The sequence below is a fragment of the Cyanobium sp. NIES-981 genome, from assembly GCF_900088535.1.
Lineage (GTDB): Bacteria > Cyanobacteriota > Cyanobacteriia > PCC-6307 > Cyanobiaceae > NIES-981.
Genome location: NZ_LT578417.1, coordinates 611879 through 627626 on the forward strand (window position 1 = coordinate 611879; position 15748 = coordinate 627626).

Sequence of the window (15748 nt, forward strand, 5' to 3'; positions counted from 1 at the left end):
TTCCGCCGGGGCGTAGCGCAGCTTGGTAGCGCACCACTTTGGGGTAGTGGGGGTCGTGGGTTCAAATCCCGCCGCTCCGATTTCACCGGCCTGACGACCACCGGACACCACGGCTCCCCTGGAGCTGTGGCCTGGGGTTTCCCTTTTGCTTACCCGATTGCTCACCCGGCTGGGAGCTCCGGCTCGCCCGGGCGGTGAGCGCCGGCCCCTGGATCCGACCCAGCTTGTGCCTCGCGGCCCTCCCCCCCGCCGAGCCCCGCGGGCAGCACGGCCGTGATCAGCCGGGTGTGAACCCGGAACCCCTGCAGCCAGCGGTTCACCTGATGCCGCAGGGCGGCGGGAACCTCGTGATGCAGTTGTCCCAGCTCCTGGGCGGCGAGGCGACGCAGGGGCCGCACATCCACGAGCCAGAGCGCCTCGGCCTCCCGGATCAGCCGTGCCCAGCTCCGGCACACCTGCCAGCGGCCGAGCTGCTGGCGGGGAGAACGGGGCTCGCGGCTACGGCTGGGAAGGCAGGCAATGGCCATGGCGTCACGGCCCGGATGCCCAAGGCTGGTGGCGCTGGGGCGGGGGCAGGCGAATCCACCGGAGGACTTCAGCCACTGGAAGCAAATCAGTGGCTTGCGGCAGATTCAGGCAGCTTCCTGGGTGGGGCGCACCGGCTGCACAGGGAAGGGAAGGGCCGAGGCCTCACGCGCGCTCAGCCGCCGGCTCCAGGCACCGGGCACCGGATCGTTCCAGCGGAAGCCGGCCTGTTTGGCCTTGTGCCGTTCGGCATAGGAGAGCTGGGCTCGAAACAGCTGGCGCGGTTCGCGGGCGGCGACCAGCAAGGCCTCCAGTTGCCGGCAGCGCTGCAGCACCTGGGCCAGGTAGATGCAGTCGGTGAGGGCCCGGTGGGCCGCCCAGACGGGCACGCCGTAGGCCAGGGCCAGGTCCCGGACGGAGGGATTGGGCCTCAACCCGCGCTCCGGCGGCCAGCGGATGTCCTCCATCGAGCAGATCCACGGAGCCGCCAGGGCGGGGAGCTCCCCGCGACCGAACCACTGCCGGTCGAAGGCCGCGTTGTGGGCCAGCACCGCGTCGGCCGAGGCCGCCATCGCCTCGAAGCAGCACAGACCCTGGCGCCAGGGCTGGGGCAGGCGGGTGGTGGCGGCGGCGATGCCGTTGATCGCCTCGGCCGGATTGTCCCGCACCGGCAGGAGAAAGGAGACCTGGCTGAGAACGGCACGACTCCGCACATGGAACAGGATCGCCCCCACCTCCAGGCAGTGGTCGCGCTCGGGATCGAGGCCCGTGGTCTCGGTGTCCACGATCAGCAGCGTGCCCGGCGAACCATCGGGTTGCTCAGCGGCCGCTTCCACCCCAGGGGGGGGCGTGGGGGAAGGCTGGGGGGAGGGTGTGGGAGCCAGGAGGCCACTCAGCAGATCCTGCTGCTGCCATGGGCCGCTCGGCTGGGCAGGGGTGCCACTCATGGACGGGACGGGGGCTCACCCCATCGTCCCAGCCACGGCAACCGGCAGCACGGTCCCACTGCCTAGGGTTCAGGCACTCACCCGCCAACCGCATGGCTCTTGCCGTGGGCGATCGCGCCCCCCTGATCGCTCTGACCGACCAGAGCGGCACCGAACGCCGCAGCGACCAGCTCGGCGGCAGGGCCCTTGTGCTCTTCTTCTACCCCAAGGACGACACGCCGGGCTGCACCATGGAGGCCTGTGCCTTCCGGGACAGCTTCTCCGACCTCCAGGCCCTCGGAGCCGAGGTGTGGGGCGTGAGCGGCGACGATGCCGCCAGCCACCAGCGCTTCGCCCAACGTCACAATCTGCCCTACCCCCTGCTGGTGGACCGGGGCAATGGACTGCGCAAGGCCTTCGGAGTGCCGAGCGTGCTGGGGCTGCTGCCGGGGCGCGTCACCTATGTGATCGACGGGGGTGGGGTGATCCGCCACGTGTTCAACAACCTGCTCGACGGCGCCGCCCACCGCCGCGAGGCCCTCGAAGCTCTGCGAGAGCTCCACGCCGCTTGAACAGCCGGCGATGACACGTTGGCGGCAACAGGGGGAGATCTGGACACTGGAGCCAGCGGCCTCGCCCGCTGGGTTGATCGAGTTCATCGGCGGCAGCTACCTGGCCGCCACCCCGCAGCTGAGCTACCGGCGGTTCCTTGAGGCCCTGGCCGACCGCGGCTGGCGGGTGCACGCCTGGAGCTATGTGCCGGGCTTCGACCATCAGGCCCAGGCCAACACCGCCTGGCGTCTGTTCCGGCAGTTGCGCGAGCAGGAGCCGGTGCCGCTGGGCCCACCCCGGCAACGCCAGCTGCGGCTGGGCCACAGCCTCGGCTGCAAGCTTCACCTGCTCGCCCCCGATGGCGGCCGCCGCTGCGACGGCCTGGTGGCCCTCAGCTTCAACAACTTCTCAGCGGAGCGCTCCGTACCGTTCCTGGCCGAACTGGGCCAGCAGTTCCGCTTCCGCAGCGAATTCAGTCCGTCGCCGGAGCAGACCCTGGCGCAGATCAGCCAGAGCTACCGCCAGCCCCGCAACCTGCTGGTGCGGTTCAGCCGCGACGGCATCGACCAGAGCAGCCGGCTGGTCGGGGTGCTGCAGGCCCGCACGGACGATGCCTCCACCCTGCTGGAGCTGCCCGGTGACCACCTCACCCCGGCCAGTGGAGCCCTGCGCAAGCAACTGCTCGGCGCCTGGGCCGACGATCCGGGCCGGCAGCGGCGCATGGAGCGGCTGGCGGACCAGATCACCGCCTGGGCCGAGCCCGCCTAGCGGCACGAACGTGCTGCGCACCTCTGTCCATCTCACCGCCGAACGGGAGCAGCCCAGTCCTCACTCCAGCGGCCTGGGACGCAACGGCCCGTGTTTGCTCTCGAAGGCCTTCACCATCTCCTCACTGCCAGAGCCCCAGCGGGCCACGCTCTTCATGGCGTCGGTGAAGGGCACATCGAGAGGATGCACCCGGCTGGCATCCACGATGAACACCGCCCCGGCGAAGGGGGTGGGGATCGAGGGCACGAACACCGTGAAGCGGCCATCCGCGAATTCCTCGATGATGAACGCGGGCAGCAGACCCTCATCACTCTCGAAGAAGGCCGGCTTCCACACGTTCTCTTCGCTGGTGCCCAGCAGCTGCTGGAAGAGGCTGCGAAACAGGGAATAGCCGGGGATGCGGTCATACAGACGGCGCTCCAACCGCTGGTGCAGCAGCTGTCCGGCCGGAGTGGCCACCACAAAGCCCACCAGCAGGCAGATCGCGGCCAGCAACAGCAGCGAGAGCACCTTCTGCACCGGCAGGGAATCGGGCACCACCAGGGCCACCGGCTGCACCAGCCCGCCGACCGCCTTCATCGCCTTCACCACCAGCAGAAAGCTGAGATAGGCGGGCACCACGATCAGCAGACCCCGGAAGAACGTGGCCAGCAGAGAGTCCTCCAGCCGCCGCACCCGGTGGCCCATGGGCCTCACACCCGCAGCTGATCGAGCACCGAGCGATCTTCCAGGGTGGAGGTGTCGCCGCTCACCTCCTCGCCGGCTGCCAGGGAGCGGAGGATCCGGCGCATGATCTTGCCGCTGCGGGTCTTGGGCAGGGCGTCGCTGAAGTGGATCAGATCGGGCCGGGCGATCGGGCCGATCTCCTGGCCCACATGGCGGCGCAGTTCAGCGGCGAGGCCGTCATCGCCATGGCGCCCGCCCTCAAGGATCACGAAGGCCACGATCCCCTCGCCCTTGAGCTCATCGGGCCGGCCCACCACCGCGGCCTCCGCCACGGCGGGATGGCTCACCAGGGCCGATTCGATCTCCATGGTGCCGAGCCGGTGGCCCGACACGTTGATCACGTCATCGACACGGCCCATCACCCAGAAGTAGCCGTCGGCATCCCGGCGGGCGCCGTCGCCGGCGAAGTAGAGCCAGCTGCCGTCGGCGGGGCGGATGTGCTCCCAGTAGCTCTTGCGGAAGCGCTCGGGATCGCCATGCACCGTGCGCATCATCCCGGGCCAGGGGCGTCGCACCGCCAGGTAGCCGCCCGCGTCAGCCGGCTGGGAGATGCCCGCCAGATCCACGATGTCGGCGGCGATGCCCGGCAGCGGCAGGGTGCACGAGCCGGGCTTGGTGGGGGTGGCGCCAGGCAGGGGGCTGATCATCACCCCGCCGGTCTCGGTCTGCCACCAGGTGTCCACCACCGGGCAGCGGTTCCCGCCGATCACATCCCGGTACCACATCCAGGCCTCGGGATTGATCGGCTCCCCCACGGTGCCCAGGATCCGCAGCGTGCCCATGTCGTACTGATCCGGCACCTCCCGCCCGCTCTTCATGAAGGCGCGGATGGCCGTGGGCGCCGTGTAGAAGATGCTCACCTGGTGCTTCTGGATCACCTCCCAGAAGGCGCCCGGCTTGGAGGGCCGGGGCGCCCCCTCGTACATCACGGTGGTGGCACCGTTCGAGAGCGGCCCGTAGACGATGTAGCTGTGGCCGGTGATCCAGCCCACGTCGGCTGTGCACCAGTGCACGTCGTCCTCGCGGATGTCGAAGATCCACTGGAAGGTGAGGTGGGCCCAGAGGTTGTAGCCGGCGGTGGTGTGCACCACCCCCTTCGGTTTGCCAGTGGAGCCGGAGGTGTAGAGCACGAAGAGGCGATCCTCGCTCTGCATCGGCTCGGCCGGGCAGTCGGCGCTCTGGCCGTCGACCAGCTCATGCCACCACACGTCCCGCTCCGCCGCCATGGCGCAGGCCTGCTGCGTGCGCCGCACCACCAGCACGTGCTCCACGCTGGGGGCGGCACCGTCGGCCAGGGCGGCATCCACCGCCGGCTTGAGGGCCACGGCCTTATCCTTGCGGAAGCCGCCATCGGCGGTGATCACCAGCTTCGCCTCGCCGTCGATCAGCCGGTCGCGCAGCGCCTCGGCCGAGAAGCCGCCGAACACCACCGAGTGGGGGGCGCCGATGCGGGCGCAGGCCAGCATGGTGATGGCCGCCTCCGGCACCATCGGCATGTAGAGGGCCACCAGATCGCCCTTGCCGATCCCCAGGGCCTTGAGGCCATTGGCGGCCCGGCAGACCTCGGCGTGCAGCTCCCGGTAGGTGAAGCGGCGGGTGTCGCCCGGCTCCCCTTCCCAGATCAGGGCCGTCTTGTCCGCCCGCGGGCCGTCGAGGTGCCGATCGAGGCAGTTGAAGCTGAGGTTGGTGGTGCCCCCCTCGAACCAGCGGGCGAAGGGCGGGTTGCTCCAGTCGAGCACCGTGGCGAAGGGCTGGAACCAGTGCAGGTGCTCGCGGGCCAGACGGCCCCAGAAGCGATCCGGATCCGCGTCCGCCTCGCTGGCCAGGGCCCGGTAGGCCTCCATGCTGCCGATCCGGGCCGAGGCGGCCAGCGCGGCCGGCGGCGCGAACACCCGGCCTTCCTGCAGCACGGATTCGATCGTGGCCTCGGGCATCGCCATGGCTGAAGCAGCTGCCTCATTGTGGAGCGCCGGGCGGGCCTGGCCCCCCGGGGGCGCCGCGGCGGAGACCTCACGACACACTGGAACGGCAGCAGCGGCCGGCAGCACCACATGGAAGGGGCGCGCATCCAGGGCCACGGGGCTCCTCTCGCCAGCGCCCAAGGCGTCGCCTACTCCACCCGCCACAACCGTCCCGTGGCCGGCCGCGACTGGGGCTTCTGGTATTTCCAGACCAGCAAGAAGGTCTGGTTCCCGGTCCAGCGTGGCGGCGTGCAGGAGCTGATCCCCGTGTTCACCTACGACGGCCGGCCGATCCTGCACCACAGTGAGCGGCGCAGCTCCTGGACCCGCTCCCATCCCGCCTACGCCGGCAGAACCCCAGTGAGCTGGGGCCACTTCCTGGGCACCGACTTTTCGAATGGGCCTGGTGGCACACAGCTCTATCTCAAGCTCTGGACCCGCTGGACCTGGCTCCATCCGGAAGCCTGCGGCCACCCGGAGCGGTTCAGGGTCGACTTCTTCGCCGCCGTCCCCAACAGTGCTTCAGCTGGCGAGGTTCCAGCGATGATGGATCCGCTGTGACAATCCAACGCCCCGCCGCCTGCCTGTTCGACCTTGACGGGCTCCTGCTCGACACCGAACCCCTGCAGGGGCAGGCCTGGCGGGAGGCGGCCCGGCACTTCGGTGCCGACCTGAATGATGGGCAGCTGCGGCGGCTGCGCGGACGGCGGCGGCTGGACTGTGCCGACGAGGTGCGCCGGCTGCTGCCCGCCGGGATCAGTGCGGAGGAGCTGCTGGCCGTGCGTGAGCCGATCGCGGCCCGGTTGCTGCCCCACGCCCGGGCCATGCCAGGAGCGCAGGAGCTGGTGCAACGCTGCCGTGAGCTGGCCATCCCGACGGCGCTGGCCACCAGCAGCGCCGCTGCGGCCGTGAACGTGAAGGCTGCCCCCCACCCCTGGCTTGAGCTGATCACGCTGCGGGTGATGGGGGATGACCCGGACCTGAGGCAGGGCAAGCCAGCGCCGGACATCTTTCGGATCGCCCTGGAGCGGCTCGGCGTGGCCGCCGCCGCAACCTGGGCGTTTGAAGACTCCGTGGCGGGCAGCCAGGCCGCCACCTCTGCAGGCTGCCGGGTGTACGTGCTGGCTCCACCGGATGCGGATCGGAACGCCTATCCGGCCGGTGTGGTCTGGCTGGAGTCGTTGCGGGACGTGAAGTTCCCCTGAGCCGACGCTGGCCCCGGGGTTCAGGTCAGTGGCGCGTCAGTAGAGACGGCTGAGCACGAAGTCCGGCAGGGCCCTGAGCGCACTGCGGGGCTCGGAGGGCTGCAGCCACTCCAGGGCTTCGGCGGCTTCCCGGGAGAACTGTTCGGCCAGCGCCCGCGAACGGGGGATGGCCTCGCAGCCGCGCACCAGCTCGAGGGCCTGTTCGAGATCGCCCTCCTCGGAGAATTCCCGCTCGATCAGGCCGGCCAGGGCCGGTCGCTCCTGCAGGGCGAACAGGGCGGGAGCGGTGAGGTAGCCGGAGGCCAGATCACTGGCGGCCGGCTTGCCGAGCTGCTGGTCGCTGCCGGTGAAGTCGAGGATGTCATCCACCACCTGGAAGGCCAGGCCCAGCTGGCGGCCGAAGCGGTAGAGGTCATCGAGCCTTGAGGCCGCCAGGCCAGAAAGAACGCCGGCGGCACGGGCACTGTTGGCGATCAGGGAGGCGGTCTTGCAGTAGCTCTTCTCGAGGTAGGTCTCGAAGCTCTGGGTGGTGTCGTAGCGGAACAGCCCCTGCTTCACCTCGCCGTCGGCCAGATCCATGATCACGCGGCTGAGCAGCTTCACCACATCGAGGTCATCGAGGTTGGCGAGGTGCCAGCTGGCCTGGGCGAAGAGGAAATCGCCGGCAAGAACGGCCACCCGGTGATTGAAACGGCTGTGCACGGTGTCGACCCCGCGCCGGGTGGCGGCCTCGTCCACCACGTCGTCGTGCACCAGCGAGGCGGTGTGGATCATCTCGGTGATCTCGGCCAGGCGGCGATGCCGCGGGGTGAGTTCCCCGTCCGGGGCCACCGCCCGGGAGAGCAGCAGCACGATGCCGGGCCTCAGCCGCTTGCCACCGGCGGCGAAGAGGTGCTCGGCGGCGGCCTGGAGGATGGGATGGCCCGCTCCGATCAGGCTGCGCAGGTCGGCCAGCAGGGTATCGAGATCCGCCTCGACCGGATTGAGCAGCTCTGCAACCGTTGCCACAACACCTCCGTCGTGGCTTGATCCTAGAAGGCTCCAGCGGTGGACCGCAGGTCGACGCGCTCGACGCTGGGGCGGTGGCCCAGCCAGTCTTCGGCTCCGGTGGCGAAGGTGTCCGGACAGCCGGTGACGCAGAGCCGGGAGCGCTGGACGGCCGGCACGACCGACTCCCCCTGGCGCTCCACCTCCGGGGCTTCGCCGAGGCTGCCGAGCAGGGGGCCCAGACGTTCGGCCGCAGCCTCGGCCGGATCCACCAGCTGAACGCCCGCGGGCAACAGCTCGGTGAGCAGGGGGCGCAACAGGGGGTAGTGGGTGCAGCCGAGCACCACCGTGTCCACATCGGCCGCCAGCAGTGGCTCGAGGTAGGCGACGGCAGCCCGGCGCAGCTCGGGTGAAAAGCGGTGGCCGGCTTCGATCAAGGGCACGAACTCCGGGCAGCCCACCTCCACCACCAGGGCGTCCGGGCGGCTGGCATGGATCGCCCGGCGGTAGGCGCCGCTGCCCGCCGTGGCGGGGGTGGCCAGCACACCCACCCGGTCGCTGCTGATCACGCTGGCCACGCTGTCGATCAGGCCGAGCACGGGCACGCCCGCCTCGGCCACGGCCACATCGAGGGCCAGGGCATTGGAGGTGTTGCAGGCCATCAGCAGCACGCCCACCCTCTGGCGGCGCAACCACTGCACCACCTCCGCCGCGATGGTGCGGATCTCCTCGGCGCTGCGGGTGCCGTAGGGCACCCGCGCCGTGTCCCCCAGGTAGAGGCAGGGGGAGTGGGGATAGAGCTGGTTCACCCTGCGCAGCACGGTGAGGCCGCCAAGACCGCTGTCGAACAGCCCGAGAAGCAGCGCCATCAGCGTCCTCCGAGGTACTGGAGGATGCCCGTGGCCAGGGCCAGGGCCAGCCGGCGGCGGTGGGCGGGGTCCGCCAGCCGGGGCGCGTCGAGGGCACCGGTGACGAAGCCCATCTCCACCAGGGCGGAGGGCATCACGGTGCGGCGGATCACGAAGAAGCGCCCCTGCTTCACCCCCCGGTTCGGCGAGCCGGGGGACACGGCCAGCATCTGGCCCTGCAGGGAGTCGGCCAGACGGCGGGAGTAACCGCTGGAGAAGTAGAAGGTCTCGATCCCATTCACGTCGGGACGCGCCATGCTCAGGGCGTTGGCGTGGACGCTCACGAACACGTCGGCACCGACGCGGTTCGCCAGGGACACCCGGGGCGGGAGGTCGACGTCCACCTCCGAGGTGCGGGTCATCACCACGGTCACGCCGCGGGCCTGGAGGAGCCGCGCCACCTGCAGCGACACATCGAGCACCACGTCGGTCTCCCGCAGGCCGCGGATGCCCACGGCCCCGGGATCCGGGCCTCCATGACCGGGGTCGATCACCACCTTGAACCGACCCCGTGGCACCACCGGCAGCCCATCGGCCGAGAGGGGGGTGCTGGCGGTGGGGAAACTGGCCACCGGGTAGGAGGCCACGGCAGTGCCCTCGATGTCGCCCTCGCCGAGGCCCAGCAGCACCGCCCGGCTGAGGCCCTTGAACTCCAGCTTCCAGCGGTCGGGGGAGGTGCCCACCAGGCGCAGGTCGGCGGGGTCGAGGTCGGTGCCCGGCCGGAACTCCACCACGATCCGGGTGGAGGTGGGGGTGGGCTTGCCGATCCGCACCTCCCGCACGTCGCCGCTGCCGCGGATGGAGCGGGCCCGGGAGGGGGCGCCCGGCAGGTCGACCCACACCCGCGGCCCCTGGATCCGGGAGCCGTCCTCGAAGAAGGCCTGCGGCCGCACATTGGGACTGGTGCGCAGCTCCAGCACCCCCTGGCGGGTGATGCGCCAGGCCGCCAGGCTCGAGGCCCAGGCCGGCAGGTCGGCCAGCAGCAGGGCCAGCACGAGCAGGCCGCGAATCACAGTCCAGGGATGCCTGCGGGTCATGGGCGGCCGGTGTGACGGGGGCTCAGAACAGGGCAGGCCGGCGGTGCTGCAGGCTCGGCATCTGGGCCCGCACCCGCTCGCCGTGGCGTGGGTCGATCGGAGCGACGGCCAGGCCGGGGGCGTCGCCGGCGTCGGCCAGCACCGTGCCCCAGGGATCGATCACCAGCGCGTGGCCATGGCTCTGGCGACGGCCGTAGTGCAGCCCGGTCTGGGCCGGTGCCACCACATAGGCGGTGTTTTCGATCGCCCGGGCCTGGAGCAGCACCTGCCAGTGGTCCTTGCCGGTGAAGGCCGTGAAGGCGGCCGGCACCATCAGCACATCGGCGCCGGCGGCGGCCAGGTGGCGGTAGAGCTCGGGGAAGCGGACGTCGTAGCAGATGGACAGGCCGATGCGGCCCAGACCCGGCACCGCCACCACCGGGGGCAGCTCCTCACCGGGGCGCACCGTGGCCGACTCCCGGTAGGTGTTGCCGTCGGGCAGATCCACATCGAAGAGATGGATCTTGTCGTAGCGGGCCAGCAGCTGCCCCTCGGTGCCCACCAGCTCGGCCCGGTTGAGGGTGTGCCCCTCACCGGAGGGCACGGGGAAGCCGCCGCCGAGGAGGGTCACCTGGTAGCGGCGCGCCATGGTGACCAGAAAGGTGCTGCAGCGCTCCGCCAGGGCAGGAGCGAGTTCCAGACGGAGTGCGTCCTCCCCCATGAAGGCGAAGTTCTCAGGCAGGCCCACCAGTTCGGCGCCCCGGCGCGCTGCCAGCTCGATCTGCTCCTCGGCAGCCGCGAAGTTGGCATCCGGATCCGGCGTGCTGGTGAGCTGCACCGCTGCCGCCAGAAAACTGCTCACCAGGTGACAGAAACGAACCGCCGCACTGTAAGGGTGCTGCCAAGGCCGAACCGGACCCTCCAGCAGGGGCGTCAACTGGCCCGCAGCACCCCCGGCTCCTGCTGCATCGGCACGATGCGGAGGTTGTCCACGGCGCTGCAGCAGGCGAAGTCGGCGTCGTGGTTGCCCAGACCACTGAGGCGCTGCCCATGGCTGGCGGCCCGCAGGCAGGTCTCGGGATCGCTGTGCCACTGCTGCCACAGGGCCAGGGCCGCCAGCATCTCGTCGTTGCCGAAGCTCACCCCCCGATGGGGGGCCACCGCCAGCTCCGTGGCGGCGGAGGCCACCGCACCGGCGGCCAGGCTGTCTTCGAGGGAGTAGTCGCCCTCCCAGCCACTGCCCACGATCCACACCCGTTCCACGGCCGACTCCACCAGGCGCCGGGCCACGGCCGTGCGGTTCGGCAGGCAGGCTGTGAGCAGCAGGGGGACCGGGCGAACGGCCTGCAGGGAGCGGGTGCCGTTGGTGGTGCTCATGAAGATCCGCTTGCCCTGCACCAGCTCAGGGGTCACCGCCAGGGGGGAATTGCCCAGGTCGTAGCCCTCCACCCGCCGGCCGCCCCGCTCTCCCGCCCGCAGGGTGCGCCCGGGCGGCCAGGCGGCCGCCGCCGCATCCAGCGCGGCCAGATCGGCGAAGGCCTCCACGGCCTCCGCTCCGTTCTGCAGTGCCCAAGCAATGGTGGTGGTGGCCCGCAGCACATCGATCACCACGGCGGCGTCCGGTCCCCCCTCCGCCACGGCCTTCACGGGAGGCACGCACTCGGAGGTGTGGAAGTAGGAGATCTGCACGACGGACGCCGGACGGGGGCATCACAGTAGGAATGCTCCGGCGGGCTGCGGAACGCAGCAGCGGGCCCGTCTGCGGCACAGTGCCTTCAAGCGCGGGGATCCGGCTCCAGACCGAGGAGTCCCGGACCCTGCCAAGGACCCTGCCCCGCGTCGATGACCGCCACCCAGGCTGCCCCCGTGACCCGCCGTCGCCTCCGCCGCGACCTGAGGGGCTTCCTGGCCCTGCTGGAGAGCCGGGGCCAGCTGCGGCGCATTCAGGCGCCGGTGGACCCCGACCTGGAGCTGGCGGCCATTGCCGACCGGGTGCTCAGCTGCGGCGGCCCGGCCCTGCTGTTCGAGAACGTGATCGGCAGCTCCATGCCGGTGGCCATCAACCTGCTCGGCACCCAGGAGCGGGTGCTGTGGAGCATGGGCATGGAGCAGCCCGAGGAACTGGAAGCCCTCGGCGGGCGGCTGGCGCTGCTGCAGCAGCCGCGCCCGCCCAAGGGAGCCAAGGAGGCGCTGCGCTTCGGTTCGGTGCTGCTGGATGTGCTCAAGGCGCGGCCCGATCTCGACCTCACCCCCCCCTGCCATCAGCAGGTGTTGAAAGGCGAGCGGGTGAACCTCGATGCCCTGCCGCTGCTGCGCCCCTGGCCGAGCGATGGGGGCCGCATCATCACCCTCGGCCTGGTGATCACCAAGGACCCCGAAACCGGTACCCCCAATGTGGGGGTCTACCGGCTGCAGCAGCAGTCGGTCAACACCATGACGGTGCACTGGCTGAGCGTGCGCGGCGGCGCCCGCCACCTGCGCAAGGCGGCGGCCCTGGGGAAGAAGCTGGAGATCGCCATCGCCATCGGCGTCCATCCCCTGCTGGTGATGGCCGCCGCCACCCCGATCCCGGTGCAGCTGAGCGAATGGCTGTTCGCGGGCATCTATGCTGGCGAAGGGGTGCGGCTGGCCAAGTGCAAGACCGTGAACCTGGAGGTGCCCAGCCACAGCGAAGTGGTGCTGGAGGGCACGATCACGCCCGGCGAAGAGCGCTCCGATGGGCCCTTCGGCGACCACATGGGCTTCTACGGCGGCGAGGAGCCCTCCCCGCTGGTGCGCATCCAGTGCGTCACCCAGCGCCGTGATCCCATCTACTTCACCACCTTCAGCGGCCGTCCCCCCAAGGAGGACGCCATGCTCGCGATCGCCCTCAACCGCATCTACACACCGATCCTGCGCCAGCAGATCCCGGAGATCGTGGATTTCTTCCTGCCGATGGAGGGGCTCAGCTACAAGCTGGCGGTGATCGCCATCGACAAGGCCTACCCCGGCCAGGCCAAGCGCGCCGCGATGGCCTTCTGGACGGCTCTGCCCCAGTTCACCTACACGAAGTTCGTGGTGGTGGTGGACAAGAGCATCAACATCCGCGACCCCCGCCAGGTGATCTGGGCGATCAGCGCCCTCGTGGATCCCCAGCGCGACCTGTTCGTGCTGGCGGACACCCCCTTTGACAGTCTCGATTTCGCCAGCGAACGGCTGGGCCTGGGCGGCCGCCTTGCCATCGATGCCACCACCAAGCTCGGACCGGAGCGGCGCCACCCCTGGGGCGAACCCCTCGGCCGCCCCCCCGAACTGGAGGCCCGCCTCGATGCCCGCTGGCAGGAGCTGGGCCTGGGGGATGTGGGCCGCGCCGCCCCCGATCCCACCCTCTTCGGCTACACCCTCGAACACGTGCTCGACCGCCTCAGCCGGGCTGGTCTGGGGGCCTGATCCCACCCGTCCGTCGACCATGCTGGCCAAGAGCACCACGGATGCGATCAGGGCCCTGCTGGAGCTGGCCGCCGTTCCCGAGCGCTGGCGCACCGGCCGCGAGCTGGCGGCGGCCCAGCAGCTGCCCGAACCGATGCTGGAGCAGCTGCTGCTGCGGCTGCGCCGGGCGGGCCTGGTGGTGGCCCGGCGCGGTCGGCTGGGTGGCTACCGCCTGGCGCGCCCCCCTGCCGAGATCTGCCTGGCGGCGGTGATCGGGGCCATGCAGACGCCAGCGCCGCCGCGGGAACCGGAATCGGCGGGCTCAGCGGCCGAGCAGGTGACCCGGGCCCTGGAGCAGCGGTTGCAGCGGGCGGTGGGCCGCACCCTGCAGGAGCTGAGCCTCGAGGAACTGCTCTTCGATCTGCGCAGTGCCGAGGCCTGCCGCGACGGCGATGCCGGCCTGCTGCTGGGCTAGGGCAGGGTGATCCATAGGATCCAGGCACCGCAGGTCCCCCGTCTTGGCCCAGTCCAGCCCCCCCAGCGCCCCGCTCCTCCTGCCGGCCGGCGGCAGCCTGCGGGGCACGGTGCGGGTGCCGGGCGACAAGTCGATCTCCCACCGCGCGCTGCTGTTCGGCGCCATCGCCTGCGGTGAAACCTGCATCGAAGGCCTGCTGCCCGCCGAGGATCCCCTCAGCACGGCCGCCTGCCTGCGCGCCATGGGGGTGGAGGTGTCGCCAATCGTGGCGGGCGCTCTGGTGCGGGTGCAGGGGGTGGGCCTCGATGGGCTGCAGGAGCCGGGGGACGTGCTGGACTGCGGCAACTCCGGCACCACCATGCGGTTGATGCTGGGGCTGCTGGCGGGCCGCGCCGGCCGCCATTTCGTCCTCACCGGCGACGCTTCCCTGCGTGGACGGCCGATGCGCCGGGTGGGGGCACCGCTGGCAGGCATGGGCGCCGTGATCCATGGCCGCAGGGACGGCAACTTCGCCCCGCTGGCCGTGCTGGGCCAGGAGCTGCGCGGCACCACGGTGCGGACACCGGTGGCCTCCGCCCAGGTGAAGAGCGCCCTGCTGCTGGCGGCCCTCAGCGCCGAGGGCCCCACCACCGTGATCGAGCCGGCCCAGAGCCGCGACCACAGCGAGCGGATGCTGCGGGCCTTCGGCGCCGCGCTGCAGGTGGGCGGCCCCGGCGACACCTGCGTCACGGTGGAGCCGGGCGCGACCCTGCGGGGCCAGAGGGTGGTGGTGCCCGGGGACATCAGCTCCGCCGCCTTCTGGCTGGTGGCCGGGGCGGTCACCCCGGGGGCCGATCTCACCGTGGAGAACGTGGGCCTGAACCCCAGCCGTACCGGCATCCTGGAGGTGCTGCAGCAGATGGGGGCCCGCATCGAGGTGCTGAACCGCCGCGATGTGGCCGGCGAGCCGGTGGGGGATCTGCGGGTGCGGCATGGCCCGCTGCAGGCCTTCAGCATCGGCGGGGAGCTGATTCCCCGGCTGGTGGATGAGATCCCGGTGCTGGCCGTGGCGGCCTGCTGCGCGGAGGGCAGCAGCCGCATCCGCGATGCCGGGGAGCTGCGTGTCAAGGAAACCGACCGGCTGGCGGTGATGGCGCGGCAGCTGGGGGCGATGGGAGCCCGGATCGAGGAATACGAGGACGGCATGGCCGTCCATGGGGGCGCGGAGCTCCGCGGTGCCGAGCTCGACAGCGAGACCGACCACCGGGTGGCCATGAGTCTGGCCGTGGCGGCCGGCGTCGCCCGGGGCGACAGCCGGCTGCACCGGCCCGAGGCCGCTGCGGTGTCCTATCCCGGGTTCTGGGATGACCTCCAGCGCCTCGCCGCTTAGAGCCCGGGTCGGGGCCGACGGCAGCTTCAGCCTCTTCAGCGAGGCCTTCGGGGAGGGGTTCCACAGCGCCGAGGGAGCCCTGCGGGAGGCCCGCCAGAAATACGTGGAGCCGGCGGAACTGCAGCGCCATGGGCCGGGGCACCAGCTGCGCGTGCTGGATGTGGGTGTGGGCCTGGGCTACAACAGCGCCGCCCTGATCGAGGCGGCCGCCGGCCGGGGGCTCAGCCTGTGCTGGTGGGGGCTGGAACTGGACCGGCGGCCGCTGGAGCTGGCCCTGGAGCACCCCGGCTTCCGCCGCCAGTGGCAGCCGGCCACCCTCGCGCTGCTGCAGCAGACCCTGGCCTCGGGCAGCTGGTGCTCCAACGGCAGCCTGGGCAGGATGCTCTGGGGTGACGCCCGGCACCGGCTGGCGGCAATCGAGGCGCGGGCGCCGGGTGGCTGCGACCTCATCCTCCTCGATGCCTTCTCGCCCCGACGCTGCCCCCAGCTCTGGAGCCAGGAGTTTCTGGCCCGGCTGGCCCGGCTGCTGGCCCCGGCTGGCCGACTGCTCACCTACTGCTCGGCGGCCGCGGTGCGGGGCAGCCTCCTGTGCCAGGGCCTCGAGCTGGCCGCCATCCGCACCCCAGGCGACGGGGCCGCGGCCTGGAGCGCCGGTACCGCCGCCAGCCCGGGCCCGCTGCTGCCCTCCCGCGTGCTGCGGGCGCTCACGGCGATGGAGCGGGAGCATCTGGCCACCCGGGCCGCCGAGCCCTACCGGGATCCCACCGGAACGGCGACGGCCCAGGAGGTGCTGCAGCGGCGGCAGCAGGCCCAGGCCGGCAGCGCGGCCCCCAGCACCAGCGCCTGGCGCCGCCGTTGGGGACTGCCCGGGCGGGCGGAGGTTCGGGCCGGTGGGCCCGCGTAGATTCCGCCCAGCCGCCCC

17 protein-coding genes and 1 tRNA gene are annotated in these 15748 nt (G+C 71.4%); 9 read left to right on the forward strand and 9 right to left on the reverse strand.

What is annotated here, in order from left to right; all coding sequences use genetic code 11:
* The first annotated feature begins 6 nt into the window (after positions 1-6).
* A tRNA-Pro gene (locus CBM981_RS03190) sits at positions 7-80 on the forward strand.
* A gap of 81 nt (positions 81-161) precedes the next feature.
* On the opposite strand, the gene CBM981_RS03195 is transcribed toward CBM981_RS03190, so the two are convergent.
* Both CBM981_RS03195 and CBM981_RS03200 read right to left on the reverse strand, forming a co-directional pair.
* Entirely contained in the window at positions 162-527 is a 366-nt protein-coding gene (locus CBM981_RS03195) for a hypothetical protein (RefSeq protein WP_225867505.1), read from the reverse strand.
* A gap of 105 nt (positions 528-632) precedes the next feature.
* On the reverse strand, positions 633-1472 hold the full coding sequence (locus tag CBM981_RS03200; protein ID WP_087067229.1) for a 3'-5' exonuclease: 840 nt from the start codon (positions 1470-1472) through the stop codon (positions 633-635).
* Positions 1473-1564: 92 nt separating this feature from the next.
* On the opposite strand from CBM981_RS03200, the gene CBM981_RS03205 reads away from it, so the two are divergent.
* Positions 1565-2023 (forward strand): peroxiredoxin, encoded by a 459-nt coding sequence (locus tag CBM981_RS03205; RefSeq protein ID WP_087067230.1) that lies wholly within the window; start codon positions 1565-1567, stop codon positions 2021-2023.
* A 10-nt stretch (positions 2024-2033) separates the two neighbouring features.
* Positions 2034-2771 (forward strand): DUF1350 family protein, encoded by a 738-nt coding sequence (locus CBM981_RS03210; RefSeq protein ID WP_087067231.1) that lies wholly within the window; start codon positions 2034-2036, stop codon positions 2769-2771.
* Between the two features lie 60 nt (positions 2772-2831).
* On the opposite strand, the gene CBM981_RS03215 is transcribed toward CBM981_RS03210, so the two are convergent.
* Both CBM981_RS03215 and acs read right to left on the reverse strand, forming a co-directional pair.
* The gene (locus CBM981_RS03215) at positions 2832-3458 is read right to left on the reverse strand and encodes a hypothetical protein (RefSeq protein WP_087067232.1); all 627 of its coding nucleotides are present in this window, start codon (positions 3456-3458) and stop codon (positions 2832-2834) included.
* Positions 3459-3463: 5 nt separating this feature from the next.
* Complete coding sequence (acs, locus tag CBM981_RS03220; RefSeq protein WP_087069159.1) at positions 3464-5431, reverse strand: acetate--CoA ligase; 1968 nt, start codon at positions 5429-5431, stop codon at positions 3464-3466.
* 27 nt (positions 5432-5458) lie between these two features.
* Here acs and CBM981_RS03225 point away from each other — a divergent pair, with 27 nt between their 5' ends.
* Together CBM981_RS03225 and CBM981_RS03230 are read left to right on the forward strand one after the other, a co-directional pair.
* Positions 5459-6019, forward strand: a complete 561-nt coding sequence (locus tag CBM981_RS03225) for a hypothetical protein (RefSeq protein WP_157665314.1) — start codon at positions 5459-5461, stop codon at positions 6017-6019.
* A gap of 2 nt (positions 6020-6021) precedes the next feature.
* Positions 6022-6663, forward strand: coding sequence for an HAD family phosphatase (locus CBM981_RS03230; protein WP_087069160.1), 642 nt, complete (start codon positions 6022-6024; stop codon positions 6661-6663).
* A 36-nt stretch (positions 6664-6699) separates the two neighbouring features.
* On the opposite strand, the gene sds is transcribed toward CBM981_RS03230, so the two are convergent.
* The 5 genes from sds to CBM981_RS03255 all read right to left on the reverse strand — a co-directional run bounded on the left by sds (position 6700) and on the right by CBM981_RS03255 (position 11263).
* Entirely contained in the window at positions 6700-7671 is a 972-nt protein-coding gene (gene sds / locus CBM981_RS03235; RefSeq protein ID WP_087067234.1) for a solanesyl diphosphate synthase, read from the reverse strand.
* 23 nt (positions 7672-7694) lie between these two features.
* Positions 7695-8519, reverse strand: a complete 825-nt coding sequence (gene murI, locus CBM981_RS03240; RefSeq protein ID WP_087067235.1) for a glutamate racemase — start codon at positions 8517-8519, stop codon at positions 7695-7697.
* Positions 8519-9595: an N-acetylmuramoyl-L-alanine amidase gene (locus CBM981_RS03245; RefSeq protein WP_087067236.1), complete on the reverse strand. Its 1077-nt coding sequence runs from the start codon at positions 9593-9595 to the stop codon at positions 8519-8521. Before CBM981_RS03245 ends, murI begins: the two co-directional genes overlap by 1 nt.
* A 22-nt stretch (positions 9596-9617) precedes the next feature.
* Complete coding sequence (locus CBM981_RS03250) at positions 9618-10436, reverse strand: carbon-nitrogen hydrolase family protein (RefSeq protein ID WP_087067237.1); 819 nt, start codon at positions 10434-10436, stop codon at positions 9618-9620.
* Between the two features lie 71 nt (positions 10437-10507).
* Positions 10508-11263, reverse strand: a complete 756-nt coding sequence (locus tag CBM981_RS03255; RefSeq protein ID WP_087067238.1) for a 2-phosphosulfolactate phosphatase family protein — start codon at positions 11261-11263, stop codon at positions 10508-10510.
* 153 nt (positions 11264-11416) lie between these two features.
* Between CBM981_RS03255 and CBM981_RS03260 the strand changes: the two genes are divergently transcribed.
* Genes CBM981_RS03260 through CBM981_RS03275 form a run of 4 tightly spaced genes read left to right on the forward strand, consistent with a single transcriptional unit; the run spans position 11417 to position 15730 of the window.
* A complete protein-coding gene (locus tag CBM981_RS03260) occupies positions 11417-13003 on the forward strand; it encodes a UbiD family decarboxylase (protein WP_087067239.1) in 1587 nt (528 codons plus the stop codon).
* A gap of 19 nt (positions 13004-13022) precedes the next feature.
* The gene (locus CBM981_RS03265; protein WP_087067240.1) at positions 13023-13457 is read left to right on the forward strand and encodes an Rrf2 family transcriptional regulator; all 435 of its coding nucleotides are present in this window, start codon (positions 13023-13025) and stop codon (positions 13455-13457) included.
* A 43-nt stretch (positions 13458-13500) separates the two neighbouring features.
* Positions 13501-14826, forward strand: coding sequence for a 3-phosphoshikimate 1-carboxyvinyltransferase (aroA, locus tag CBM981_RS03270; protein WP_087067241.1), 1326 nt, complete (start codon positions 13501-13503; stop codon positions 14824-14826).
* Positions 14801-15730: an MnmC family methyltransferase gene (locus tag CBM981_RS03275; RefSeq protein ID WP_087067242.1), complete on the forward strand. Its 930-nt coding sequence runs from the start codon at positions 14801-14803 to the stop codon at positions 15728-15730. Before aroA ends, CBM981_RS03275 begins: the two co-directional genes overlap by 26 nt.
* Positions 15731-15748 lie beyond the last annotated feature (18 nt).